Annotated in this window: 24 protein-coding genes and 1 riboswitch; of the genes, 1 reads left to right on the forward strand and 23 read right to left on the reverse strand. The window is 50.7% G+C overall.

From position 1 onward, the window contains the following. Nucleotides 1-10: 10 nt before the first annotated feature. The 11 genes from KQX66_RS00105 to KQX66_RS00155 form a co-directional block, all read right to left on the reverse strand. Nucleotides 11-538 carry a hypothetical protein gene (locus KQX66_RS00105; protein ID WP_216788405.1) on the reverse strand — a complete coding sequence of 176 codons (528 nt, stop codon included), beginning with the start codon at nt 536-538 and terminating at the stop codon, nt 11-13. Further along, a complete protein-coding gene (locus tag KQX66_RS00110; RefSeq protein WP_216788406.1) occupies nt 535-1,104 on the reverse strand; it encodes a phage virion morphogenesis protein in 570 nt (189 codons plus the stop codon). Before KQX66_RS00110 ends, KQX66_RS00105 begins: the two co-directional genes overlap by 4 nt. After that, on the reverse strand, nt 1,105-1,512 hold the full coding sequence (locus tag KQX66_RS00115; RefSeq protein ID WP_216788407.1) for a hypothetical protein: 408 nt from the start codon (nt 1,510-1,512) through the stop codon (nt 1,105-1,107). Further along, complete coding sequence (locus KQX66_RS00120; protein ID WP_216788408.1) at nt 1,512-2,045, reverse strand: hypothetical protein; 534 nt, start codon at nt 2,043-2,045, stop codon at nt 1,512-1,514. The genes KQX66_RS00115 and KQX66_RS00120 overlap by 1 nt, the downstream gene beginning before the upstream one ends. Further along, the gene (locus KQX66_RS00125; protein WP_216788409.1) at nt 1,996-2,376 is read right to left on the reverse strand and encodes a hypothetical protein; all 381 of its coding nucleotides are present in this window, start codon (nt 2,374-2,376) and stop codon (nt 1,996-1,998) included. Before KQX66_RS00125 ends, KQX66_RS00120 begins: the two co-directional genes overlap by 50 nt. Nucleotides 2,377-2,394: 18 nt before the next feature. Further along, nucleotides 2,395-5,364, reverse strand: a complete 2,970-nt coding sequence (locus tag KQX66_RS00130) for a hypothetical protein (RefSeq protein ID WP_216788411.1) — start codon at nt 5,362-5,364, stop codon at nt 2,395-2,397. Nucleotides 5,365-5,382: 18 nt separating this feature from the next. Continuing rightward, a complete protein-coding gene (locus tag KQX66_RS00135; protein WP_216788413.1) occupies nt 5,383-5,673 on the reverse strand; it encodes a hypothetical protein in 291 nt (96 codons plus the stop codon). Nucleotides 5,674-5,833: 160 nt separating this feature from the next. Then, the gene (locus tag KQX66_RS00140) at nt 5,834-7,954 is read right to left on the reverse strand and encodes a phage minor head protein (RefSeq protein ID WP_253956826.1); all 2,121 of its coding nucleotides are present in this window, start codon (nt 7,952-7,954) and stop codon (nt 5,834-5,836) included. Nucleotides 7,955-8,058: 104 nt separating this feature from the next. Next, a complete protein-coding gene (gene terL / locus KQX66_RS00145; protein WP_216788416.1) occupies nt 8,059-9,747 on the reverse strand; it encodes a phage terminase large subunit in 1,689 nt (562 codons plus the stop codon). Nucleotides 9,748-10,247: 500 nt separating this feature from the next. Further along, nucleotides 10,248-10,832: a terminase small subunit gene (locus KQX66_RS00150; protein WP_216788417.1), complete on the reverse strand. Its 585-nt coding sequence runs from the start codon at nt 10,830-10,832 to the stop codon at nt 10,248-10,250. Nucleotides 10,833-10,986: 154 nt separating this feature from the next. Continuing rightward, a complete protein-coding gene (locus KQX66_RS00155; protein ID WP_216788418.1) occupies nt 10,987-11,475 on the reverse strand; it encodes a hypothetical protein in 489 nt (162 codons plus the stop codon). A 168-nt stretch (nt 11,476-11,643) separates the two neighbouring features. Here KQX66_RS00155 and KQX66_RS00160 point away from each other — a divergent pair, with 168 nt between their 5' ends. After that, nucleotides 11,644-11,829: a hypothetical protein gene (locus tag KQX66_RS00160; RefSeq protein ID WP_216788420.1), complete on the forward strand. Its 186-nt coding sequence runs from the start codon at nt 11,644-11,646 to the stop codon at nt 11,827-11,829. 267 nt (nt 11,830-12,096) lie between these two features. Here KQX66_RS00160 and KQX66_RS00165 read toward each other — a convergent pair whose 3' ends face one another. The 12 genes from KQX66_RS00165 to KQX66_RS00220 form a co-directional block, all read right to left on the reverse strand. Continuing rightward, entirely contained in the window at nt 12,097-12,390 is a 294-nt protein-coding gene (locus KQX66_RS00165) for a DUF5052 domain-containing protein (protein WP_253956827.1), read from the reverse strand. A gap of 778 nt (nt 12,391-13,168) precedes the next feature. Next, on the reverse strand, nt 13,169-14,338 hold the full coding sequence (locus KQX66_RS00170; RefSeq protein ID WP_216788422.1) for a site-specific integrase: 1,170 nt from the start codon (nt 14,336-14,338) through the stop codon (nt 13,169-13,171). A gap of 270 nt (nt 14,339-14,608) precedes the next feature. Next, nucleotides 14,609-17,812 (reverse strand): alpha-mannosidase, encoded by a 3,204-nt coding sequence (locus tag KQX66_RS00175; RefSeq protein ID WP_216788423.1) that lies wholly within the window; start codon nt 17,810-17,812, stop codon nt 14,609-14,611. Between the two features lie 224 nt (nt 17,813-18,036). Continuing rightward, nucleotides 18,037-19,200, reverse strand: coding sequence for a GntR family transcriptional regulator (locus KQX66_RS00180; protein ID WP_216788424.1), 1,164 nt, complete (start codon nt 19,198-19,200; stop codon nt 18,037-18,039). Between the two features lie 85 nt (nt 19,201-19,285). Further along, nucleotides 19,286-20,053, reverse strand: coding sequence for a VOC family protein (locus KQX66_RS00185; RefSeq protein ID WP_216788425.1), 768 nt, complete (start codon nt 20,051-20,053; stop codon nt 19,286-19,288). Between the two features lie 197 nt (nt 20,054-20,250). Beyond that, the gene (locus KQX66_RS00190; protein ID WP_216788429.1) at nt 20,251-21,090 is read right to left on the reverse strand and encodes a MetQ/NlpA family ABC transporter substrate-binding protein; all 840 of its coding nucleotides are present in this window, start codon (nt 21,088-21,090) and stop codon (nt 20,251-20,253) included. A 62-nt stretch (nt 21,091-21,152) separates the two neighbouring features. Next, a complete protein-coding gene (locus KQX66_RS00195) occupies nt 21,153-21,815 on the reverse strand; it encodes a methionine ABC transporter permease (protein WP_010493954.1) in 663 nt (220 codons plus the stop codon). Beyond that, on the reverse strand, nt 21,808-22,830 hold the full coding sequence (locus KQX66_RS00200; RefSeq protein WP_216788432.1) for a methionine ABC transporter ATP-binding protein: 1,023 nt from the start codon (nt 22,828-22,830) through the stop codon (nt 21,808-21,810). The genes KQX66_RS00195 and KQX66_RS00200 overlap by 8 nt, the downstream gene beginning before the upstream one ends. 110 nt (nt 22,831-22,940) lie before the next feature. Next, nucleotides 22,941-23,075: riboswitch (SAM riboswitch) on the reverse strand. 139 nt (nt 23,076-23,214) lie between these two features. Beyond that, the gene (locus tag KQX66_RS00205) at nt 23,215-24,648 is read right to left on the reverse strand and encodes a sensor histidine kinase (protein WP_308647077.1); all 1,434 of its coding nucleotides are present in this window, start codon (nt 24,646-24,648) and stop codon (nt 23,215-23,217) included. A 1-nt stretch (nt 24,649) separates the two neighbouring features. Further along, entirely contained in the window at nt 24,650-25,339 is a 690-nt protein-coding gene (locus tag KQX66_RS00210) for a response regulator (RefSeq protein ID WP_253956828.1), read from the reverse strand. Next, nucleotides 25,308-25,949, reverse strand: coding sequence for a DedA family protein (locus KQX66_RS00215; protein WP_216788436.1), 642 nt, complete (start codon nt 25,947-25,949; stop codon nt 25,308-25,310). The genes KQX66_RS00210 and KQX66_RS00215 overlap by 32 nt, the downstream gene beginning before the upstream one ends. Then, complete coding sequence (locus KQX66_RS00220; RefSeq protein ID WP_216788439.1) at nt 25,946-26,530, reverse strand: class I SAM-dependent methyltransferase; 585 nt, start codon at nt 26,528-26,530, stop codon at nt 25,946-25,948. The genes KQX66_RS00215 and KQX66_RS00220 overlap by 4 nt, the downstream gene beginning before the upstream one ends. Nucleotides 26,531-26,560 lie beyond the last annotated feature (30 nt).

A 26,560-nucleotide genomic window follows, 5' to 3' on the forward strand; every position in this document is an offset into this window, starting at 1 on the left:
GTCAACTCCTTTATTCAATTTTGAATTTCAATTTCGAAACATCGATAGACTGCACTCTCTCTTCGGTGATAAGTTTCCCACGACAACGATATGTTGCATCACATTGGTACAGGTCCGGTTCTCCGCGCGGCGGAATAGGTGGAGCCTCAAGAAATATTTGCATGGACTCGCCCCATTTGTCTCCCGGGATCGTGAGCTCGTTATCAACCTCGACATAAGCCATGAACGCAGTAGAAAGCCGCTGCGCGATGCCCGGCTTTGCCCCGTAGAAGGAAACTTGAATCAGGTAGTCAAAACGACATGATTCTGTTCCCACAGTATAGGTGCCGTCTCCGTTGTTAATCAGACCATGCGGTTCATATTCCCGCATCAGAGCCTTTTCAACGGTTCCGCTGACCTGGACAATATGTGCCGCAGGCAGCCGCTTTTTGAACATTGTCGGGTCAGGATCGCCATCAAGGACAGGAAAGTCATTGCCATGAACTTTTACTATGGCAGTTGCCAATGCTTCATATGTGCAAACTAAAGGGTCTATCATTTCCCGAACCGCCTCAATTCATGTACAAGAGCTTTAGCGACCTCTTCCTTGATTGCCGGTTTTGATTCCTCAAGAGCCGGGCGAAGAAAAGGGCGCGAAGGAATTTTCTTTGCGGCATATCCAAACTCATGAGCAGCGGCGTATTCCGACGGACTACCTCTGCCTTTTGACTCGCTACCAGCCCCGACGCCCACGTAGGCAATTCCACGGCTCTCCAATGCGCTGTAATCTGTTGTAATGGCTTGCCTCAGATGCCCGGTATCAACCAAGGGAGAATCGTCATTTCCGCCGGCCCCCCATGATCCATGCTTCTTGAGATACGCTTTTCCGCCCCTTGTAATCCGTCCGCTACCAGACTTTGAGAGATGTTTTCGGCGAACCGTTTCGGGGTCAAGTTTCGTCCAAGCATTGAAAGAACCATGTGCCCCTTGGTATGTTCCGAGCTTAGCTTTAGCCCGACCCATGACAATGACTGCACCTTTTTTCACGCCTTTTTTTACTGCATTATCTGCAGCACCTGGAATAGAATGCAGCGCTCGAAAGAGATCTTCAAATCCTGCTGCCAATCACTTCACCGCCTTCGCAGTGACTTCTTTTATGATCAACAGCCCAGCAAGCGTAGCCGGGCTGACTAATGTGATATTGTACCTTTTTGCGTTGTAGAGCAGAATGCGTCCTTCCTGTACCCGTTTACGTTCCGGCTCTGTCCCGTCCTCGATGACGATGAACTCCAGCATCTCGTTCGGATTGTCACCGATACCCGTCGGGTTCTCAACGAGTTCATGAGATGTGACCACGATCCTGATAGTTTCCTTATGTGGGATCGGGTCATTTTCTCCAGTGTCAGAAATGTTCAATCGGGAAGGGTTTAATTTATCAGGAGAAAGAAGCTCAGCTTCGACCTCATACCCTTTTGCACGTATCTGTTTTTGCAGCACTTTACGGACCTTAATGGCCAGTTTCGCTGCATCCATTAGGTTACACCTCCTACCGGCTTTGTCACAGCAGCTAAATAGCTGTTCCGACGCTTGTCTGCCAACTCATTGATCTGATCGAAGTTGTCGAATTTGATATCGAGCCCTTTACCCAGCTTCAGTTCGCTGATTTCCGAACCTTCTCGCACTGCATCGGAAAAGAGTTTCCATGTGCAGAAATCGAGGATAAGAGAAAGGGCTCCTTCCGGCATGCTGGCGATGTCATGGTTCCCAAGGTAAGTATAGGCCACGGAATACGACGCTACCGGCGAACTGTTCAAATATAAAATGTTGTCCAGAACCTCGTAAGCTTCCAGCCCCACAACCCATGTTTGAAAATCGGCAGGCAATGTGTATTCCAGCACTTCCGGCTGGATATTCAATATTCCCCGCCGGCGCCGCGGTCGATATTGTGAGTAATCGTAAACGGCGCTCTGGACAAACTCCAGTAGTTCCTTATCGTTATATCGATACGGTTGTTCCTTATCCCCGATCTCCGCTCTCAGCGCTGTCAGCAGGGCTGTTTGGTCCATCCTCTGCAGCCCCTTTCTCCGATTCCGGCGTGACTGGTTCAGGAACATTGCCTTCGCTTTCTTTTGCCTTGAGCCAGGCCGCGTAATTTTCGATTCGCTGGGCCTCGTTGGATCCCAGTTCGATACTGAGACTTTGCAAAAATGTTTTCTGCTCCGAGGCTTTTAACTCTGTAAATTGCTCCAGGGTAAGAGATTGGTTAAATAAGCCGCTTTCCTGATTTTCTTCTACAGGCGGTATCGGATCATCTTCGAAATAACTGTCACCCGGGCCAATAAAGAGCCCGGATGCTGGATGAAGGAATGCATGACCGTTATTTACTTTGAATCCCATCTTATTCACCTTCATTTCTTAAGAATTGAAAAACTTTATTGTGCGGTATGGTGGGTTGTACTGCTTACCGGTGCTATCGATGACAAGTGGTGTGGCAATGACCGATTGTTGGGTTGCATAGTATTGCTTCGCCGAAGTGATCTGCATCGAGTTCTTATCGAAATACGGCTCTGGTCCTTCCATTTGCAGAGGAGAGCCAACGCCGTAACGAGTAGCGCCCGTTTTACCGATCAGAATCCGCTGATCACCAGCAGCCCACGGAGCGTTGATTTCGCCAAGGTTCAATCCAGCACGAGTAGCGAACCACATTTCACCTTTCAGAAAGGAAGTACCCTCTGGGGAAGCCCATTTATAGAACAACTCCGCCGTTTTGAAGTTAACCATAGCGTTCAGTGAACCAATCGCAAAATCTGGGGTTACGTAACGCGGTGCTGCGCCCATGTATGCTTTTTGATAATCTATACGTTCAAGCAAACGATTGTAATAACGAGCAGGGTTGTCTTTCAGAGAATCCGGGATTGTCAGGTCGAAGAAATTAACGTTTTTTGCATAGGAGTACGAGATGCTCGGGCGGTTCGTAGAATTATCGACTCCAGCCGAAGCAGCAAAATACACCTTAGCGTTTTCCCAATCCACTGCATAGTCACCATTATTAATCCTGCCGAGAACTGGATCCCATGTGCCGCGCGTAAGCGTCGTCGTACCTTTCTTAGCAATGAAATCATTGACCGTTGCCGATTGCTTTCTGCCAGTTGTATCAAGCCATACCTTTTTACGAGGACGAACGATCGGCGGAACTTGCTTACCAATGGCGCCTGTTGTGTAGCTGGTCAGCAGGCTCACAATCCAGGCCGCGTTCGAGGTGGATGGAACATTCCCTCCAGATGTCGCTGCAGTCATTTCCGCGGCAGCGACATTCTCGCTTGGAACCACCTTAGCTTCATATTCGTCAGAGACATGGAGCATTTCAAGGCTCAGACGCTGGTCGATGACACGGTTGAAACGTGCTGCCAAGTTCGCCAGGTTCCGGGCTACGACGTCGTAGTTGAATGGGCCCTTCTGCAACTCAATTTGAGCCTCTTTCGAGATCAACGTGCCGCGTTTCAGCCATTCAGCACCGAACTCCAAGAGGTACGTTTCAACGCCTTCCGTCGGGATTCCATCGAATTCACCCAGTACGAAATCATCTTGGGTGTATAAGTCACTGGATTGGAATTCTACCGGGATTTTGAAAGTGGTGCCGCTAAATGCTTCTGCTGCCACCAATTGCAGAAAACGAAGGTCCTGCCACACTTGATACATGAATGCCATCGAAATGGTCGGTAACTGGGCTAAATCACCCGTTTGAGTGGCAGCTGAGTCCGTAATAATGCCGTCTTTAATCGTTTGTGCGGAATCAGTTAATTCTTTCATGAACTTGGTGTACTCAGGATTGCTCTCGCGCTCCATTTTTTTCATTAAGCGGTCAATGATCGCTTTGTTCGCTTCACGAAGCTTGGGGTCAACACGGAAGTTCGTATCACGAGAGCGAATTTGATCATCCATCGCTGTCTGCAGGTTGTCAACGATCGGCTTCCATGGCTCAGGGTTTCCTGTGATTTCGATGCTATTGTCAATCACTGTTGCTTGACCTCCTCCTTGATTTTTAACACCCAATCCTGCGAGCTTTGTTCCTACGGCGAACGCATCAACGATTGTTTTCTCGCCTTCGATAAAGCTCTCTACGGCCGTGGAATCAGTGATAGCTTCGCCTTTCTTCAATATGGCCGCTTTAACGTTGTTATCGTAAGGCAGAGCATTCACAGCATCAGTAAGCGCTGCCTGAGCTGCCTGTTTCTTCTGCGCTGCTTCTTCCGCGCGCTGGCGCTCTTCTTTCTCACGCTCCAAAGCCTCAAGCTTGTCCTGCAGCGCTTGCTCATTCTCCTTCACAGAAATAGCCGCATCACACATAGCCATCTCCGCGTGTCCCGGGTTGCCGGCTTTCCAGGTTCTCAATTGCTCAAGTGTCATCGAAAGAAAATTCATTTTCGGATCATCTCCCTTTTGGATAGAATCTAAGATTTCGGTTACCGCGGAATCCGTCAAGGGCAGCGGTGTTGTGAATGCATCAGTCTCGGCCGGGTTCATCACAACGTCCCAGGTGTAAAGGTTTAGGGACTTGGCGACATTGACCTTGCGACTTTCAACTGTTGCTGGCAACATCGTTCCAGTCATACGGTTTGAAAAACCAATCGGCAGTTTTGCGTCAAGCATCACCTGTACTTGTCGCCCCATATCCGTTTCAAGAGGTTTGTATTCGGCCCACACCGCACCATTTTGATCGATGTAAGCGTCACGGAATTTTACCGCCTGATTCGGAAGCTTGGAATCAAAAAGCACCCGGCCATCCAAACCTTTCATTGTCGGTGGATGTGGGTGCTCGCCAGCGTATGGAAATCCCGCTTGTTTCAGCGTATTAAGTGCCGTTTGATAGACGGTTCTTGGATATATTCGGTTATTGCCATTGATAGCATCTACGCGAGATACAATTTGCTTGTACCATCCGGATGCTTTACCTCCGGCATCGGTGATCGCTACAGCCTTTGCGAGACAAACGTCAAGAGCATTACCTGCTGAATCTGTGATAACAGCGACGCTCGGCTCAATCGAATCCGTAGAAATCGTAACCGTAGGGTTATTTACCTGGAAGCCTACGGGTGATTTCGCTGCCTCTTCTTCTTGCTTGGCCGCGTATTCAACTTCGTAATAGCCATATTCTGTCCGACATTTGGCTTCAATGGCTTCGTAATAAATCCGGCGATCGATTTCAGATAGTGGCTCGTTTGCCAGCTGTTTCTTTATCGCGAGTAATGCAATGGCTGTCGTGGCCTCAAGGATTTGTTTCATCCTCGGATCGTCGGAAAGCGCATCTTTAACTGGTTCGTCATCACCAGCGGTAAAACCGATGCCGAAAAGTTGTAAATCAAGTTCTCTTAGGGGTTTATGCACCCTTAGCCCTCCCTTCGTTTAGTATCCTACCGTCGGCGTCTTAGTCATCACCGCCTTTCGAAGGATAGGTACTGCTTCAGTAGCTATGAATTCCTTTGTTTTCTCGTCAGTTGTGTTTTGAGCAATATGAAGTATGATTTCAAGTGATTTCTGGAAAACGTCCAAATCCGTCATTTTTACCTCAACGGTTAAACCTTTGAACTGACTCCGTTCCTTGAGCGCTTGGAATGCGACATTACTCTCAAGTGGACCAGCCTCACACGTATAGCCGCAGGATTCAAACTGACTTACAATTTCGGTTAATGTCATGTTCCTCACCGCCTTTCGAGTCTTAAAAAAATTGCGAGAAGTATCAAATAGATTGCGGCCTCGACGTTGTTGCGATAGAGTGCTATCACACTTGATGCCTGCACCAAGATAGTGAGCCAGTTATATTTTTTGATCATTACAGACTTCTCCTTCTCCTTGATTATGCCGGAAACAAGGAAACACGACACCTTGGATGTGCCAAGTCCGCCTCAGGGCTATCAATCGAAACAGTTTTACCGTTACGCGCCCGGCATTTAGGGCAGGTTTTCATGTCGATTATTTCGTTCAACTGCACTTTCTCAAACCCCGCATCTCGATATATCCGCTTTTCCCCGCGTACGTATGCCCATGAGAGTTCAGTTATAGCAATGGTCTCCGCTCTCGTTGCATCAACGATTACAGGTTTGAGTTGAATCATAAGTTCTTTCCAACCAAGATTCTCTTCGAAAGCCTTTGAAGCAAGGTACTGGACTTTTAATTCCGTTGTCTCTTTAATACCTTTGATACGCTCGCCGGATGCCTCTAATAAGTCATCGTGGATGTCTTTCTTGACGATCTTCATCTTCACTCCGACGCCTGTTTCCGGGACCGTTGGGTCAACTACTTTGCCACGGTCAAAATCCATGACCAGTTGCACAGCTCGCTCGGCACCCATCATTCCTGTTTTAGTCATATGCTTGACGATGCCTAGACGATAGTTGCCCTCTTCGGCGTTCCATGCTTCTTCGAAGACTTCCATGACCTCGTTAACATCTACCGACCTGCCATCCTCTTCGGCATCAGTTACGGCCTCTTCTGCGTTCGCCATCCTTCGATAAACGGAATCAAAAAAACGAAGGTTAGTGTCCTTCGCTTCGTCTTCAATGGCATCGAACCCGGGTCTATCCTCTTGAACAACGTCTGTGACGGCCTGTGCGCCATTCTCAGGCGTTTTCTCGTCGCCCGAGACCTGACGTCCGTCAGAACTCTTGTTCGTCTGTGTTCGGGCAAATTCGAGGCGGTTTTGACGCTCTTCTTCCTCAAGCTGCGCAGCCATCTCGGCCGGGTCCTCGATATCGAAGTCATCGGCAATCTCTTGAATGGCTTTTTCGAGAGTAATGAGTTTCTTTCCGCCATCCTTACCAAGCGCCTGCTGTGCACGTTCGAGTCTTTCGGCTGGTGAATCTGCACTCTTATCTGACCAAACGATGTCATATTTGATGGAGTCCGGATTTATGCCCGCGAGCAGTAGTTGGAGGTCCACAAGCGCCCTATATCCTGAAAAGGTCCCAGTGTCCCCATATTCAAGCAGGTCCGTGATGTCTTCGAGTGTTTCGAGATAGTGCGGGTACTGAACTTTGAGAATATCACGGTTGATATCCTGCCCGGCCGTCAGAATCGCTTTAGGAACGCCAAGGTTCAGCCACAGCAGGTCTTCGAAATACTTGATGTCGCCCATTTGGTCTAAGTTCTCGTCGCCGTTTAATACCTTCACATCAGCCGTACCAACAAAGTCGGTAAGAAGATGAGCGTTGCGAGTAGGTTTGTTGTCACTGTCAATTAGCCTTACCAGACGCATGTATTCGAGCGCGTCTCTCTCCTGCGTTCCATCCGGTAGCCGGTGGTTATACTTTTGAACGCTGCGGAATTCCCGCCGAATAGCCGAAGCAATTTCCATCTTGCTCAATATCAAATACGTGGCCCGAGCGCTTGCATAATGACTCGTGCCATACATCTCCGTTTCCTCTTCCATCCATCGGATGTGATTCATCTGGAAGAGTGCGAAGTCTGTACGCGACATGCTTGGTGGGCCGATCTCCATCAGGCTGTTGACTTGTGTCCGTGGATCGATTTGTGAGAAGGCCCGCTCGATGTCTGGAAACTCCCCGAACTCGTCGCTATTCCGTTTGATGGTGAGTGCCGGCGCCCGTCGTATGTCCAAAACGAGTCCGGACGACAAATCAACGATCGGATTCAAGAATAGGTCACCGTCCCGCGGCAATACCCGAGCGTGCTCCTTTGACTTGGCCTGCAGCTTCGTGCGCTTTAAGAAATCATCTATGACTTGCTGCGCAATGTTGGCGCCAGGCGTCAGTCGTTTTATTTCCTTGCCTTGTTTCTTCTTACGCGCACGGTCTGCGTCACTGCCGGATACAACGATGCGGAATCCTCCCCGGGTCGCATCAGCAGCAAGCCGGTTATTTGTCATCTTGAACCGGAGATCCGTCCTTACCAGTTTACTGACCTCGCGAATCGTGGATATCCGATCCGTCGCTACCTGGAACTGCTCGAATACATACAAGCTCGGTGACTCTGCGTAGCTGACCATCGTCTTGGTGTCTTTGTTGGGGCCTGCGTCCGTTTGGTCCGGTTCGTTTAGCGTGAGCTGTCGGCGACCGAAGAAGTCTAATAATTTCGTAATAAGTCCAGCCAGTTTTCTTCACCTCCTCCAAGTTCCTCAATGTTTGCACCGATAGCGAAGCCAATTGGGGCACGACTTATACCGTTCTTAGCAGCATTCACAGACATTTCCAAAGCATCGGGCCCATCATCTTTCTTTGCTTTCGGGAATGTTTTTAACTGCTCGATAAACACCTGCGGCAGCCCTTTGACAAAGCGTAGATACTTGTTCTTAATATCCGGTTGCAATCTCGTTATCCGTAGCACCTTATCCGCTGTTTGCTTGAGTTCAGAGATAGGTAAGTATATTCCTTTTTCAGCGGACCGCTTCTTGATCTCACTGGCAAAGAACTCTTGGAATTGGACGGTCTCAACAACGAATTCCTCGTACTCAATGCCGTTTTCCTTATAGAATTGAGCGCGGCCAAAAATATCCTCAATGATCTTATCAGGGTGCCGTACCTCCAAGTCGGCATAGATGCACCACAACTGTCCAGTTTTCTTGTGCCGCGCCACATCAACTATCGCTGAATAGTCACCGCCTTTAGCTTTCTTTCCAAGCGACGGATCGCAGGACCCGTAAATAAGAAATTCTTCTCGTAGTTCGTCCAGTGTCGGCCCTGCTTCAAGTTCGATAAGACCATGAAACAAGCATTGCGTTTTGTCAATTGGTTCGTTCTGTAATTCAGAATTAAAGGCCATTTCAGAAGCTAGGTGTGCCAGCATAAGGCTATAGTAGGTATGCTTTTCAGGCCAAAGAACCTTTGTGCCACGGAGCATCTCATGTTCGTTCGCCTTGAAATATACTTCTGCATCCTGCATGCGGTTTTCATTTTCAAGATTGAGTGCGATCTTCCGCCACTCTTCCCATAAATCCTCGCGTTGGGCAAAGGATATAACGGCCTTATAAATCTTGCTATCGAACAGTGGATTGTCGATGATGCGTTTAAGCACCGAGTCCGATTCGAGGATGGTTCCCATAACCACAATATCGGTCAGCGATTTACCACCTAACCCTGTCCCTCCGGCACGAAGTACGGCCTTCATAAACCATTCGTCGTATGTCCAACGCTTGCTTTCTTCTGACTTGACGTTTTTATCGTTCTCGATGTCATCCAAGATGATCAGATCGGGTCGATGATTCTTATATTTCAATCCCCGAATCTTTCCGCCGATACCTTTGGCGATGATACATACATCGTTAACGGTAACCATCTCCGTTACGTTCCAGGTCAAACCTTTCATTTGCCCGAAGTCCTCAATGATAGCAGGATTCTCATCCATCTCGTCTTGAATCGATTCAAGGTAGCCGCTCGCTTGATCCTCTGTATCCGAAGTAAGCACAATGAAATGCTTTAGTCCGTAGAGAGTGCAGTACAAAGGTAGCCCGAGCGTTAATTGAGTTGACTTTGCATGTTCCCGGGGAGCCGCGCGGCATATCTTCGTGCCGCCTTTACGGTCAATCAACGTTTTTAGGTCCTTAAACATTTCTTTGTGATGACTTGAAAACGGTAGGTTGAAATAGTGCGGCAGATAAGCCTTGCAGAAGTACTCCTGATCAATCTCGGCCAGTTGACGGCGCAGACCTTGTTTACCTGTTAGCGGTGTGCCAGTATCAAGTAGACCGTTTATTTGCTCTATGGAGAAGTGCTTCTGCAAATACTCCTGCAGTAGCTCCAATTCCCACTGTTCCAAAGTAATCACCTCGATCGACAGGGATTTTTCAAACTAAAAAAGCACCCTCGGGTGAGAGTGCTTTGGTTGCCTTTATTTTGATTCACGATGCTCGTTCCTTCGACCAAGGCGGACCCTCGAAACGAAGTAATCTGCATATGACTGTTCATCAGGACTATCCAACCATGATGGTAAGGGTGCAGGGTCTAAGATTTGTTTGCATGCATCGCGTAGAGCTTACTGTAATATTTCAATTTCTTTTTGTGGATCAATTGGAAGATTGGGTCTTGTCATGATACTTTACCCTCCGCTTTTTAGTTAAATAATACACAAATGCATGAAAAATGGACAGCATAGAAAACAGCAGTAAATCGAAGCAATCAAGAGTTTGAAGTTTTAATTATTTCCCGGAATTTGAGCCTGTTTTCGAGACCATAATTTATATGTTAATCGCCGATAACGGCTGAATTTGACCAAATTTAATGTGTCAAGGTATTATACTTGACCACAAAATATAGAATTTATGAACTAGTCTCAGGACCGCCGGTGTTGCTTTGCTCCACTGCCTCTGCTTTTTCATCAGCCTTTTTCAGCATCTCTTTCAGTTGGTTCACGGCAGTCTGCTTGTCTTCCTCAGTCTTCTCGATCTTGATTTCCTGTTTATCAACAAACATAGCAAGGTGCCGCCCGATCAATTCCAAGGCTTTCATCTTATCATGGAGCTTTACTTTTCTTGTGCGGCCGTTTTGCGTGACCGATTCACTTATTTCGGAAAGCACGGTGCCATCGATCTGATTGCTTGGCTTGACGGTGATCTTTCCATCCGCGCTAACTTCAACGAACGAATTAAGGTCGGCGAATGCGATTTTGCCCAGTTCCTTCAACACGCGTTCGGCTGTGATTTCTGTCTTTTTCTCGCGCTTCTTCATGGCGGTCTGGATAGCCTCTTGAATGTTGGGTTTTGCTAAGTTTTCACATGCTATATCCTTGGCTGTATTCGCGCTGTAGCCCGCTCTAATAGCCGCCTGAGTAGCGTTTAAATCAATCAGATACTCCTGCACGAATCTTTGCTGTTTAGGCGTCAATTTAGCCTTTACATCGCTCACATGAGTTTTCCCCTTCCTTATCGGATTTGCGGTAAAATTACTGCACTTTTGCGGTAAATTTACCTCATTTAAAAACGCCGGAATCCCGTGTCACTACTGGGTGCAAGGCAATTTCCCAAAATGGCTAGCTCTTACTCTCTTTATTTATATAGCATCATTGAGCTGCAATCAGAGAGGTTTGTTTTTTTCCAGCCTTAAACCTAGAAAGATGTTCAGTCTTGCAACGTTCGTGGTATTCCTCATCAAACAGGTTGAAAAGATACGGCTTAACATCGCCGCTCTGGTAAAGGAACGGATTGATGTAAAATATCTCGCGGCCATTACTGCTCCATTTCCCCAAAGCATTTTTACGCATTAGTTCCTTCACATACTTTCGGATATTAGAACGGTCAATCCCGGTTTCATCGGCCATACGCTCGATTGTCATATATTCACCGTTTGGTGTCACAAGGGCATTTGTGTTCAGCTGCAGAAACATCGATAATCGGTGCAGCGTTTTTTCTTCCGACGGTGTAAACAGATTACATTTATTCACTTGTCTCCACACCTCCACCATAGATTTGGTAAACCGTTCGGATTTAGCAGGGCCGATAATCTCCCAGGTTTCATCATCAACGATATGTCTACCCTCGCGCCTTCTCACAAAACGGTTCACCTCCTAAAAATGATCTAGAGATTGATGTGGGTATGGCTTTGAAGGTGGTGGAAAACCTTACGGTTTTCTTTTTTCAAAATATTTTAATCTTTCAAAGATAAAAAGATTTACAGAACATGGTATAATGTTCCGTATAAACTAGGGGGTGAAAACAATATGGCATTGGTATCGAATGAAGTGAAAGCACAAATCGCTAAGGAATTGACATTAGCAGTAGCCGATAAGATTCGCCCAACAAGCAATCAAAACTCTGAAATGATTAACAAAACTTACTTAGAAGAACTTAATAAGGCTTTCGAAATGTTTTACAAAACCGTGGACTCGTTAACCGAAAGAAAATAGCACAGTGAGACCATTAGCCCCCGCTGGTGGTCTTTTTCGTTGGAACAGCTAACCACTCAAAATATCTCTCCGACTTCCGATCATGCTGCTCCTTCTTCTCACGGCCTATTGAGCATATACAGAATCCGTCGTTGCTGAAGTGATTTGTGCCGCTGTTGCCGCAGCCTTTGCAGACAATATCCATTTACAGGAACATTCCTTTCGTGCTAAGATTCGAGCGTAATAGGTTCATATACCCATTGGTCGGCTCATTTGGGCCGATCTTTTTTATTTCTCATCAACAATCACAATTGCGTTGTAAATGATGTGTCGCTTTCCGTTTAGATCAAAAAGGATCTTGGAGCCGGTCGTGCCGCCATTTTGGTCAGTATTCGATTGAATATCGAACTTGCCTTCATATGTGGCGAGGAGTTGCCCTTGGTAACTGTATACCTTCATAATGCGATCGAGGCCGCCGTTTTGTTCTGCGTTCCATGTTTTAACTGCTCGATCCATACTTTCGCAGGCTGGAAGAATGGCAATAAGAGCAGCAGCAAGGACAACAGCAAAGATTTTTTTCAAAGATATCGCTCCTTGTACAGAATTTTGGTCAATAAAAAAAGCACCTCGAAGGGTGCCTAAACGGATCTCGAAATACTTCTTTTTTTGTAACTAATGTAAGTAACATTATCCAGATTAATCAGTTCCCCTTGCAATTCGAGCCAACCATTTTTTTGCTGCTTGATCATGTCAAATATTTCTTGAACATCATCAGCATGGATCGATGTCAAACTTTCATGTCCAAAATGAAAAAATACTTTGTACGCTCTAGTATCCAAAACTACACCTCCTCCCTAACTCAGAAAATTCTCTATTTAGGAAGGTATTTCCTTCTTTTTCGCAAATATGTACGATCTTACCGCTACTTTATGACGCGAGCGGCTGGCGCCCTCGATCCTCTCCTTAAATCAATCGCTGAGGTCACAATTGGTTGGAGGCGCAGTTCTCCTATGTCGCCTTTGCCCTGGCGGATAGGTCAGTATGATGATGAACTGCCTTTTAGGGAGGAGAGGAGTATCCAAATATAAGACAAGACACCCTCGGTTGAGAGTGTCCTTTAGGCTGGTTCGTGATATTTTGATGCTGTCGCCTTCATATTTGCCCTGTGACGTGATTTTCAGGTACTGTCCGAGGATTGCATCTCCGAACAGACGTTCGCCTTAAAATCGATTCTAGAGCGTCATTAATTTGCCCGAGGAATTAATTGTTATTCCTTGGTGCCGATCTCAAACTTTCACATCTACAATATAACACAGGAAAATGACCGTGTGGGGCTCAACTTTTCCCGTTTTGGGTTCACTTATTGTAAGAATTCCTGCTGCTGCTCAACATTAAATCCTAAGGTTTTTTCTAACGCGACGGCAGCATTCTCTTGTGCTGTCGGTATCAAGTGAGAATAAACGTCGAGTGTTGTCGTCACTGTAGAGTGGCCAAGGCGACCAGATACAACTCGTGTATCTGTACCATCGTTTAGCATGATGCTTGCGCTTTGGTGCCGGAGATCGTGGAATGTAATTCGTGGTTCGTGTTCTGGCTTAAATTTTTCGCAAAGACGATTCCATGCATGAAGTACCCTTGTAGCCTTTGCTGGCGTTCCTTTGCTCGTACAAACGACTAGGTCGTTGTCCTGGTAATCATCACCGAGATATTCTTTCTCCATGGCGATTTTTTCTTGCTGTTCTTTGAGTAACATTATTGTATATGGCGCTAAACTGATCGTTCGTCGGCTGCTTGCTGTTTTCAAGTTTGTGAAACCTGTTTTATCTTTTTTAAGACTGCGGCGGACGTATAGAACAGATTTATCAAAATCAATGTCTGACCATTTCAAACCTAATATTTCTCCTTGACGCATACCCGTCATTACAGCCAAAAATATTGCAATCCAATAACGGGTTTCCCCTTTAGTTTTTTTAAGAAAAACCCTAATTGAATCATTGCTCCAAATTTGACGTTCTTGCCGAACCACTTTAGGTTTATCTTGTTTAGGAATCTTAGAAGCGACGTTTTTCTGGATAATCTCCATCGTTACAGCTGAATTCAGAGCGGTATTAACTGTCGAATACACCCTCTTTACCATTTCATCGGACAAGTTCTCTCCTGATTTTGTCTTCGTATTTCTTAAGGTCTTGATAAAGTTTAGTATGTCTGTAGGAGTGATTTTGGACAAAGGGATCTTTCCAAGGGCCGGATCAATATGATTCCTGAAATATGAGTCGTACATATCTACAGTAGAATCGGCCAAATTTTTTCGATTCTCGAGCCATTCTAAAAAGTAGTCTCGAAATAATGCCTTGGAAGGATCTATGTACTCGCCTTTGTTCAATTGGGTAGAAAGTTCATCACGAGCCTTTTGCGCCTCACCCTTTGTTCTAAAACCTCTTCTGGTTACTCTTTTGCCGTTAACCATGATTTGAAACCAATACGGGTTCTTCTTGGCCTTCTCATTTTTATAAATTTTCCCCGCACCCATACATGCAACCCTCCAAACAAATAAAAAAAGTGATTGATGCGAGTATAACATAAATCGATGCCGAATTGCATCAAATTTGCATCAAATCACTTATTTTAATTAATAAACCCTTTATTTATAAGGGTTTAAATATATTGATCGCTGCCTTTCAAAGTGTCACCCCTCCTTGCCCGGGTTTTGGTTTCATTACAAGGTCTAGGGATACAGTCAAATTCAGTTTATGAAAGGCAGCACTTGCTGGTGCGTTCGCACTTAAAAATGGGCTTCGCGCTAAGCTTTCAGAGCGATCCGGAGCGTCTTGATCTCGTACGGCTTCATGAACAGCCTAACCTCGTGCGGGCCGTGCTCCACCGCTTGCGGCTGTTCCTCCATCAAGTTCGTCTCTTCCACAGAGACGAGCTCCCCGATCCGCGCATCCACGCCAAACCGGACATCTCCCCGAATGCCGCCGTACTCGTACAAACGGACGATGAACGTCTCGTCGTCCTCGGCTTTTTTCACGGTATCGATCATGACATGAGAACCATCGACGCAGAACAGCCCCAACTGCTCTGGAAGACCGTCCGTATGCGTCGTTCCGGTCAACTGCGCCGGAAGCAGCGGCATGTTGAGCTCGCACGCCTGACGATGCGTGTCTGCCTCCAGCCAGCCGTTTTTATGCGGATAAAGCGAATACGTAAATTCGTGGAGCCCCTGATCGGCTTCCGGATCGGGCGATACCGCCGACTTAATGAGACTGAGACGCAGCACATGATTGCGGATATCGTGGCCGTACTTGCAATCGTTCAGCAGGCTGACGCCGTAGCCCCCTTCGGACAGATCGACCCAGCGCTGCGCCACCGATTCGAACCGCGCCCAATCCCAGCTCGTGTTCCAGTGCGTCGGCCGTTCGACGTTGCCGAATTGGATCTCGTACGTCGCCTTCGTCGACCGCACATCGACCGGGAACGCCGCCTTGAGCAGGTGCTGCTTCTCGCGCCAGTCGACCCGGGTGCAAAAATCGATGCGCGGATGGTTACGATAGAGCGTCATTTTCTGTTCGATGACGGAGCGGTGGTAACGCCAGACAAGCTTAAGCACGGCGCGCAGCGGTCCCTGCTCCTCCACAACCGCTTCGGTCAGCTCCTCAACGTTCCAGCTCTTCTCCTGATAGTAGATGTCGATATCCCAAGCGTCGTGCGCCATCGGCTTATCCTCGAATACCTGGAGCACGTTGGCCGCTTCGCCCGGCTTGAGTACTTCCCGCGCATTCTGCTTATCGTACAGAGATACGATCTGGCCGCTGCCGTTCAGCTCAATCCGGTAAAAAGGCGTCTCCAGCAGCCGGTCGCCGATGCTCCACACGTCGCTGCTTGCCGCCGGAGTGCTGTTCGTGCTTTTGCCGACGATGGTCGTATAGCCTAATGCCGGAACGTTCGGCGTATGAACGAGCATCGAGACGGGCTGTCCGTCGGCGCCGCGAACAAGCTGGCTTTCCAGCGCTTCGCCGGTTGGCAAAGACCACGCTAATTGCCCGGCAGAAGCTGGAAGGGCGACCAAAGGAATTTCCACAAGCGCCGACCGTTCCCAGCCTAACGGGTTGATCACCCGATAACCGACAACCTCGTTCGCCACAGCTCCATCTTGCCCACGATCGCCTGCGATCGCCCGGGTGCCTTGCTCCAAAGCCGCGACCGCCAATTGCTCCGCTTCTGCGTATTCTTCCCGGCTATCCTCGTATACTTCGCCGATCGAGGAGCCCGGGATAATATCGTGGAACTGGTTGCGGAGCGTAATGATCCAGCTCTTCCGCAGCGTTTCAACCGGATACGCATGCTCGCCGTTCAGCAGCATCGCAAGGCTGTTGACGAATTCCGCTTGGTGCAGCAGCGCCTCCATCCGGCGGTTCATCCGCTTGTTGTAGGCTTGCGACGTATACGTGCCACGGTGGTATTCCAGGTACAGCTCCCCGTCCCATAACGGCAGCCTTGGGTGATCGGATACCCGGTCATCGAGCGCTTCAAAAAACTCCTCCACCCGGCCTTGACGCACCTGAGGCATCGCCGGCATGTCCTCAAAGCGCCGCACCGCCTCCAGCATGTCGCGCGTCGGTCCGCCGCCTCCGTCGCCCCATCCGTAAGCGAGCAGCAGTTGGTCGTTCAATTCCTTTTGCCGGTAGTTGTCCCACAGCCCCTGTACGCTGGACGCGGTCACGTTGCCGTTGTAAGTGTAGTACCAGCTGCCGTCGTTGTTGGGCGTCGTAATAAAATGAGTCAGCAGCTCCGTACCGTCGATGCCCCGCCAATGGAACGTATCGTGCGGAAAGCGGTTATACTGGCTCCAGCTGATTTTGGTCGTCATAAAATAATCGATGCCGGCCTTCTTCAAAATTTGCGGCAGCGCCCAACTGTAGCCGAACACGTCGGGCAGCCACAAAATCCGGTTGTCCACGCCGAATTCTTCGCGGAAAAACCGTTTGCCGTACAGCAGTTGCCGGACGAGGGATTCGCCGGAAGGAATGTTGCAGTCCGACTCCAGCCACATCGCTCCGGACGCTTCCCAGCGGTTCTCTGCCACGCGCTGCTTGATTTTCTCGTAGATGGCCGGATAATCTTCCTTCAAATAAGCGTAAAGCTGCGGCTGGGATTGGAAAAAGATATATTCCGGGTAGCGGTCCATCAGCTGCAGCACGGTCGACCAGGAGCGGGCGGATTTCTCACGCGTATGCTTCAATCTCCACAGCCAGGCGACGTCGATATGGCAGTGTCCGACCGCCGTCACCTGTGGACGCGCCCCGCGCGGCAGCTCTTCCAGCCGCTGCTTGAGCAGCGCCAAAGCCTGTTCCGCCGCAGCGTAAAAAGCCTCCGAGCCCGGCGCGCGCCAATCCAGCAGTTGGATCGCATCGTCGAGCGCGGTCAGCATGCCGTGCTTCTCGCTGCTGCGGTCCTCCAGGCAGCGCACCGCTTGCAGCACGTGCAGCGCCGTATAGTACAAGTCGTCCGTGGCCGGATCCAGCCAAGCGAGATCCAGCTCGTCGATCCGGTGATCGAACGGCTGATGTCCCGCGTCCGGCGGCGTCAGGCCGCTCCAGGCTTGAATGATCAGCTCCGTGCCGCCCTTATTGACGGCTTCGGCCGGGATAAACAGCTCCCCATGGTTCCGGTCCAGCGCCTGCGCCGGCTCCCCGTCCAAATAAGCGAGCGCCTCGTAGCCGCTGCAATTGCCTCCCCCCGTATTGCCGAGCCGGATCAGGCCTACGACATCCCGATCCTTCCATGCCTCCGGGAACGTCAGTGCGCCCACGAACCAAGCGGTCTGGTCGCGTCCTCCCCAGCGGATGCCGACCGAAACCGGTGCTCCGGCTTGCTCCCGGGCCTCCTGCGGGGAAGCGGCTTGCTCCACAATGCGAATGCCCGTCAACGGGAAGCGATCCCGGTATCTGGCGTGCGCCAATTCGTTGATGCGGCGCTCTAGCTTTTCTTGTACGAATCTCATGTCCGTTCTCCTTTTCTATCGCTAAGTTATACCTCCAATGTACGATATATCAAATATATTATCAATATGCATATTTGCTATAAAATTTGAATTACACACACGGCAAAAAGCCCCCGCCAAGCATGAATCTTGACCGAGACTTGCAAACGCAGCATGATGGGGAGGACAGCTATTACATTAAAGTTCCGCTACTGCTACGCAATCTGCCGCGGATTCGTTCGAAGCTAGGTCGGCTTTACGGGACCGGTCGACCCTCTTACGACAAGCTCCGGTCTTAAGATAATTTTCGTGTACTGCCCATTGTCCTTCTCTTTGTCCTGCGGGTGCTCCAGCAGCCGGATCAAGATTTCCGCGGCTTTGCTTCCGATCTCCCCTTCCGACTGGGCAACGTGCGTATACCGTCCGGGCTCTTCCAGCCCCGGGGAAGGATCGTCGAACGTCAGGATGGACAGATCGTCGGGCACACGAAGCCCGAGCCGCCGGGCCAGAATCGCGATATGAATGCCGAGCTTCGCGTTGAGCGCGATATAAGCCGTGGCCGATTGGCTCTGCAAATGCCGGTACAGCGGGTGATGCTCGTCCAACAGGACGTCGTCGATCCGAAAGTCCGTCAAGATCAGCGAAGGATCGATCATCGCTCCTTGCTCTTTCAGCGCCTCCATGTATCCGGCGATGCGCTCGTCTACGGAAACCGTCGGCAGCGGCGAGTCCGAACAGATGGCGATTTTCCGGTGCCCGAGCTCCCACAGATGCGACACGGCCAATTTGGCGCCAAGCGCGCTGTCCGAGCAAACGAAATTGGTTTCCACCCCGGGCAAGTAGCGGTCGATTAGCACGAATGGAAACTTGTTCATTTTGAGCGCCAATATTTCTTCGTTATACGTCTCTGCATCGACCGGGAAAATAATCAAGCCGGCCGCCCCCATCCGGGTCAGCTCGACAATCGCTTCCCGCTCCCTCTCCTTGGAATTGTGCGTCAGGACGGTGGCCAGATAATAGCCGGTATCGTTTAGCTCGTTCACGATTCCCTGCACCAGCCGCAGCGCGAAATAGTCGGCCATGGACGGGATGAGGAGACCGATCATTTTGCGCACTCCGGCCGCAGTATCCTGTACACCCTTCTCGGCCTGTATGCCGCCCGCTTGAGGGCTGATCGAAGCGCCCTCTCCCCTGCCGACGAAGCTGCCGCGTCCGGGAATGCGATAAATCCAGCCGTCCTTGGCGAGCTGGGCAAGCGCATTGGCTACCGTAATCCGGCTGACGTTGAACCTCGCGATCAGCTCCTTCTCGGAAGGAATCCGGTCCCCGTCGGCCAGTTTGCCGGAGGAGATGAGCTGCTTGAAGTGTTCCTGAATTTGCACGTACAAGGGCTGTCTTTCGCTTTGCATGCGTCACGACCTCTGCTATCGATAATATCATTATGTCAATTATATCAAATCTCTCGAATGCGTGACAAATCAGAGGAAGCATCGATTACAGACAAATCATCACCGCGTTACCTTCCGGGTCCTCGACGATAAAATAATGGTCGAACTGCACATCTCGGACGATTTTCATGCCGGTGCTCCGAACAAACGCGCAAGCTTCATGGATATTCGCAGCTTTGAGCATAAACGTCGGCAGCGCTGCAAGATCTCGGTTGTTGCGGTTATCGTCGAGCAAAATTCCCGTACCGTTCGGCATATCGAACCAATAAATCGGCCCGCCATCCTGACGATCCGGCTTGATCTGCTGGCCGAGCAGCTTGCCGTACCACTCGGTCGCTCTTTTCAGATCGGTCACGGGGATCACGACGCTGTTGATGCGGTTTTGGATCGGATGATCGGGGACGGTCTGCCGCACCGGATTCGGATTGACCCACTCCGATTGTACGATCATGATCTCATGGCCTTCCGAATCGACAATATGGAAATACACGAGCCCGGGATGGGGACGCTGCACATCTTGAGAGATCGTAATCCCGTTCTCTTGGACGTATGCGCGAGCCCGTTCAATATCCGCAGTTCTCATCATGCAAATCGGATATTGATCCTGCCCCTTTATATTGCGGTGATCGTCCAGCATCAGGTTGACCTGATTGTTCATGTCGAACTCGCAAAACGGTTTTTCGTCGTCCAGAGGCTGGAGCGGCATACCCAGAAGCCTGGCGTACCAAGCCGCCATGCGGGGCAAATCCCGGACATGCAGCACAGCGGCTTTAACCTCGTGCAAAAGCTTTGTTTCTTTCGCTGACGTATTCATCGGTTGTTTTTTCCCCTTTCAAAATGCTTCATCAACTGCGACGTTCCGATCATCTAAACTGTTCTGTCATCAAGGCAGGAGATCCTTTCCAGTCCATTCGTAAGCAGAATACGACTTACCGCGGATAATTTCAAGTTAATTGGCGGAAAGCACGAAAAAGCGGGACCCTAAGGCCCCGCTCATCTTATCGCTATTGCTTATTTAAACGCAGGCACGACTGCGCCTTTGTACTTGTCTTCGATAAACTTCTTCACGTCTTCGGACGTGAGTGCTTTAGCCAGCTTCTGCATCGCGTCGGAATCTTTGTTGTCCGGACGGGATACGAGAATGTTCACATACGGGGAATCGTTCGATTCGATGAACAGCGCATCCTTCGTCGGTACCAGCTTCGCTTCGAGCGCGTAGTTCGTGTTGATGAGCGCCAGATCAACTTCACCCAATGTACGCGGCAGCATAGCAGCTTCCAGCTCTTTGAACTTCAGGTTTTTCTTGTTTTCGACGACGTCTCTGACCGTTCCTTTGACGCCAACGCCTTCTTTAAGCTTGATCAGGTTGTTTTTCTCCAGCAGCGCGAGCGCGCGGCCGCCGTTGGACGGATCGCTCGGAATTGCAACGGTTGCGCCGTCTTTCAGCTCGTCGATCTTTTTAATTTTTTGCGAGTAGCCGCCGAACGGTTCGATATGAACGCCGGTCACAGTAACGAGATTCATGTTTTTGTCTTTGTTGAATTGCTCCAGGTACGGCGTGTGCTGGAAGAAGTTCGCATCCAGCTGCTTCTCGAACACCTGTACGTTCGGCTGCACATAATCCGTGAATTCTTTTACTTCCAGGTTGACGCCTTGTTCTTTCAGCTTCGCTTTGACGGAATTCAAAATTTCCGCATGCGGCGCGGCAGTAGCGCCGACCTTCAGCGTCACTTCTTTTTTCTCGGGTGCCGGCGTCGCTCCTCCGGTTTGCTCCGGAGCCGGTTTGCTGCCGCAAGCAGCCAGCGAGAAGGCCATTACGACGGACAATGCGGTAATCATCATTTTTTTCATAAGTAAGATTCCTCCACCTTTTTGTATAGGATAGTATCGATTTGCTTTGTATATAAAAATCCTTATTTTCGCTGAAACTTCCGGACAAGCCGGTCGCCCAGCGATTGCAGGATTTGAACCAGCACCAGCAGGAGAAGCACCGTGACGATCATCACGAGCGTTTGGAAACGCTGATAGCCGAAGCGGATCGCCAGGTCGCCCAGACCGCCGCCTCCAATAACCCCCGACATGGCCGTATACGATACTAGCGTAACCGCCGTAATTGTCGCCCCGGCGATCAAGCCCGGACGCGCCTCGGGCAGCATGACCCGCGATACGATCTGCCAGTACGTCGCGCCCATCGATTGCGCGGCTTCCACGACGCCGCGGTCCACCTCGCGCAGCGACGTCTCCACCAGGCGGGCAAAGAACGGTGCCGCGGCAATGACGAGCGGCGGGATTGAGCCCGATACCCCGAGGGACGTACCGACGACCAGTCTGGTGAAGGGGATAAGCATAATCATTAGAATCACGAACGGCACGGAGCGCAGCACGTTGACCACGAGCGATAGCAGCGCATACACCACAGGCTGCCCGAGAAGCTGCCCCCGCGAAGTGACGAAGAGGATGATGCCGAGCGGCAGACCGATCAGCACGGTAAACACCATGGACAGACCGAGCATCGTCAACGTATCGTAGGTCGCCTCTCCGATTGCTCCCCAATCCAGATTAAGCAGTTCATCCATGCTGAATCACCTCCACATCCAATCCGCGGCCCCGCAGCAGAGCGATAGCCTGCTCTGCGCCGCCTTCCTGTCCCTGCAGCTCTACGACAAGCTGTCCGTAAGGGGTATCCTTAAGCTTCGATACCGTCCCTTGCAGGATGACGAACGGCACGTTCGTCTCGCGCATCGTTTCGTACAATACCGGCTGGTAGGTCTGTTCGCCGATGTACGTCACCCGGACAAGCGTCCGATTGCCTGCCGCTGCGCTCCCGGACGTCTCCAGTCCGATTGCAGCCACATCGGAAACTTGAGCGACGAACTCTCTGGTCGTCCGATGCTGCGGCTTCAGGAACACATCGGTCACCGGTCCCTCTTCCACAATCTCTCCGCCGTCAATGACCGCCACCCGGTCGCAAATCGTGCGAATCACGTTCATCTCGTGCGTAATCAGGACGATCGTAATCCCGAGCTGCTTGTTAATATCCAGCAGCAGCGACAAAATCGCGCCGGTCGTCTGCGGATCGAGCGCCGACGTCGCCTCGTCGCACAGCAGCACCTTCGGATTCGTCGCCAGCGCGCGGGCGATACCGACCCGCTGCTTCTGGCCGCCCGACAGCTGCGCCGGGTATTTGCTGCCGTGGCCGGTTAATCCGACGAGTCCGATCAGCTCCTCCACCCTGCGGGCGATCTGTTCCTTCGGCAGCTTGGCGAGCCGCAAAGGGAACGCAATATTATCGGCTACCGTCGCGGATGACAGCAGGTTAAAATGCTGAAAAATCATTCCGATCGAGCGCCGCTCCAATTGAAGCTTCGCGTTCCCCAGCTTCGTCATCTCGACGCCGTCCACGACGACTTCCCCGGCAGTCGGACGCTCCAGCATGTTGATCGTGCGGATCAGTGTGCTTTTACCTGCCCCCGAATGGCCGATGATGCCGAAGATCTCGCCTTTGCGGATCGTCAAGTCGATATTCCGCAGCGCCGTAACCTGCCTGCCCCCGACATCGTAATTTTTCATAACGCCTTTCAACTGAATCAAATCTTTTTCCTCCCCGGAATAAACAGCCCTTGTTCATTAAACCGGCCCGTTCGCTTAGCGCAAAAAACCCTGCACGACGAGGTACAGGGTTAGCGGTTTAACTCATGTCCCTCTCATCTGCCAGAACCTTGGTCGGGTTCTGGAGGAATTGGCACCTGATTTCCTACAATTCTGAATTTCCGAACTGTAAAGGAACGGTTGCCGGGCTTCATCGGGCCTTGTCCCTCCGCCTCTCTTGATAAGAAGTGCTTCTATGAAATTAAATGAAATTTTCGATTCAATGGTATGAAACGTTGTTAGTGTACAAAATTATTCATGTAAAGTCAATAAGAACATACGGAATTTTTGTTTGTTAAATTATTGCAACCGGCAAAGTTCCCGGCTTTACTCGTTCAGAGGCAGCTCCAGGCGAAAAACAAACCGCCCCTGCTCGTGCCGGAACGCCAGCCGTCCTCCGTGCAGCTCGGCAATGTTGCGCGCGATCGACAGCCCGAGTCCTGCGCCGTCAGGCAACGGATCTCCCGTACGCGATTCGTCCGCTTTATAGAACCGCTCGAACAGCAGCTCCTCCTGCGCCTTCGTAATCGATCGGCCTTCGTTCTCGAATTCGATGGCCGTGCGCTTCGGGTAGGCCGCTAACGTCACGGTTACGCGGCCGGGGGCGACGGAATATTTAACGGCGTTCATCAGCAGATTATCCAGCGCGCGAACGAGCTTTTCCGCATCTGCAACAACATACAGCGGGGCTTCCGGGAGCCGGCATTCGATGGCAATCTGACGCTGCTCCGCAATCGGCTCGAATTCGCTGACCAATTGCTCCAGCAAATGGTGAATGTCGATCTCGCGCCGTTCCAGCTTGGCCTCCCCCCCGGAGAGCCGGGTGTATTCGAATAAGTCGTCGATCAGCTTCTTCAACTGATTGGCTTTATTGTAAGCGCTCGTCAAATACCGTTCCCGCTCAGGGGCATTCGTTTGAGCAGGGTTCATCAGCAGGTTCAAATATCCGATGACGCTTGTTAGCGGAGTCCGCAAATCGTGCGAGACATTCGTGATCAAGTCCATCTTCGATTTTTCCAGACGCCGCTCCTTCTCCTGCTGCCGGGCAAGTTGCTCCGCCATGGAATTGATATTGGCCGCGACCAAACCAAGCTCGTCCCGGCTGTTCGTCGCCAGCCGCACGGACAGCTCGCCGTGGGCGATTTCGTTCAATCCGCGGTTGATGTACCGAATCTGCCTCATTTTGCGCCAGGTCAGAGCATAGAAGAACAGCACGAACAGAGCGATGAACAGTAAAAATTTGAACAATACCTCGTTAGTCTCGTACCCATTCCCCGGCTGCGGAACCAGCTTGCTGGAAACGATCAAATAGACGGCCTGACCCCGGTACTGCGCCGGCAGCACCGCCGTGTACGCCGCGCCCGGCTGCCTGTTGTTCGCTTGTTTGGCCGACATCAGCAGCTCGTACAAGCTCAGCTTGCTTTCCAGCGCTTCGGAAGAGCGAAAAAGCACACGTCCGGACTCGTCCGTTACGTATGCTCTCAGCTTGCCTCCCTGTCCGGCCTGTTCCACCAGCGAAGCTGCCGTCCGTTCATCCGAATCTACTGCGCTCAAGGCCGCCCATTTCTTGTCGAGGTTGTCCAGCCGTTCATTCACCGTCCTTCGGATCGATTCGTAATTGTCCGAATCGTTCGGCTGAATTTCTTGGTAACCCCATTCCAATAAAGTCGAGGCTAGCGTGCTCAGCATAAGGCATCCGACGAAGGTCAGCATCAGCTTCACGCGAAGGGTTACCAAAAACGGCCATTTCGGCAAACGCACCCTACTCAATTTTATAACCCACTCCCCATACGGTTTTGATATACCGGGGTTCCCGCGGGATGTCTTCGATCTTTTCCCGGAGATTGCGGATATGCACCATGACGGTATTGTCGGAATGGAAAGCGCCTTCTTTCCACACCTGCTCATAAATCGCATCAACGGAAAACACTTGGCCCCGGTTTTTCGCCAGCAAAGCCAGTATTGCGAATTCGATCGGCGTCAGATTGACCTTTTTGCCGCGAACCGTCACCAAGTGACGGGCCGGATCAACGACGAGGTCGCCGACCTCCACCCGGCCGCGTTCCGTCTTCTTACCGATCATGTGCTGCCGTCTCAGGCAGGCCTTGACCCGAGCGACCAGCTCCAGCGGGTTAAACGGTTTCACGACGTAGTCGTCCGCGCCCGTCGATAAGCCGGTGATTTTGTCCAGATCCTCGCCCTTGGCCGACAGCATAATGATGGGAACGTCGCTTTTCTCCCGGATTTTCACGCACGCGCGAATGCCGTCCATCTGGGGCATCATAATATCCAAGATGATGATGTCTACCTTCTCCCGTTCGGCCAGCTTCAAGGCTTGCAATCCATCCTCGGCTTCCAGTACGCGGTAGCCTTCGTTCCGCAAATAAATTTGAATAATATCCCGGATATCCGGATCGTCGTCAGCTACCAGTACGCTGTTCGCCTGCTCCAATCGAACCGCCCTCCTGCAATTTTTTGCGCTGTGCGAGCTTGACAAGGCCCCATGCGGCAGCAAGCGCCAGCGGAATCCACAGCAGCTTGAGCCCGTAGCTATAGATGAGCATGCCGATTTCTTGAGCGTGACCGGCCGTCAGCCGTCCAATGAAGAAAAAGGCGAAAGTCCATACGAACCCCGTCGTGTAGGAAAGGAGAGCATAGCGGCGAAAGGACATTTTGTTCATTCCTACGAGGTATGGCAAGACGTGGCGGACAACGGGGAAAAAATAGCTGATGATCAAGGCCAGACTTCCGTATTTTTGATTGAGCTTTTCTGCCATCTCTATCGCTTTATCCATTTTCTTCTTTTTCCGGAGCCGCTCCAGTACCGGGGTGCCCGCGTACCGGCCGAGCACGTATCCGAGCGATAACCCCGATACGACGCCGAGATAGGTTAAAAGAAAGGCCGGAACGGGGTGCAGCAGGCCGCTGGCCGTTACTGCACCGCCGGTCATGACGACGACTTCGTCGGGAATCGGCATCCCTACAATGCCGAGCCATAGCGCGAAAAACAAAGCCAAATACCCGAACTGCCCGATCCACAGCATCAGCGTATCGTAAGTCATTGTGGCGTTCCCCCCGGCTTCCGGCACACATACACGAATGCAGGAGGAAAATTAAACGGAACGAAACGGAGCGTCTCGATGTCAAAGTATTGTTCGAGCTGAGACTTCATTTGCAGTGAATATTGAAACGCGATGAACCGGCCGCCCGGCTTGAGGGACGACGTGATTTGCTCCATCAGCCGGTCGCGCAATTGCTGCGGGAAATTATAGAAGGGCAAACCGCTGATGACGGCATCCAGTCCCTCGATCCCCTGCTGATTCAGCACTTGCCCCATACTGCAGGCGTCGGCATGACAGGAGAACTCCGGGAACTGTACGGCTAGCTGCTCCCTCAGCACCTGTTCCTTTTCGAACAGCAGCACCTTCGTCTTCGGTCCCTTGGCTTGGCGGATGAACCGGGTTAATGCGCCAGTTCCGGCTCCGAGTTCCGCCACATATTGCGCTTGAGCCCAGGGAACAGGCTTGGTCATCGCCCGGGCCAAAAATCGGGAGCTGGGCGTAACGCTGCCCATTTCTCGGGGAGATTGAAAAAATTTATTTAAAAAAAGCACTTTTTCTTGAACGCTGGCGTGGAAACTCATGAATGCATTGCCCTCCTTGTTGCTCTAAAT

It is taken from the genome of Paenibacillus oleatilyticus, from assembly GCF_018998565.1.
Taxonomy (GTDB): Bacteria; Bacillota; Bacilli; order Paenibacillales; family NBRC-103111; genus Paenibacillus_G; species Paenibacillus_G oleatilyticus.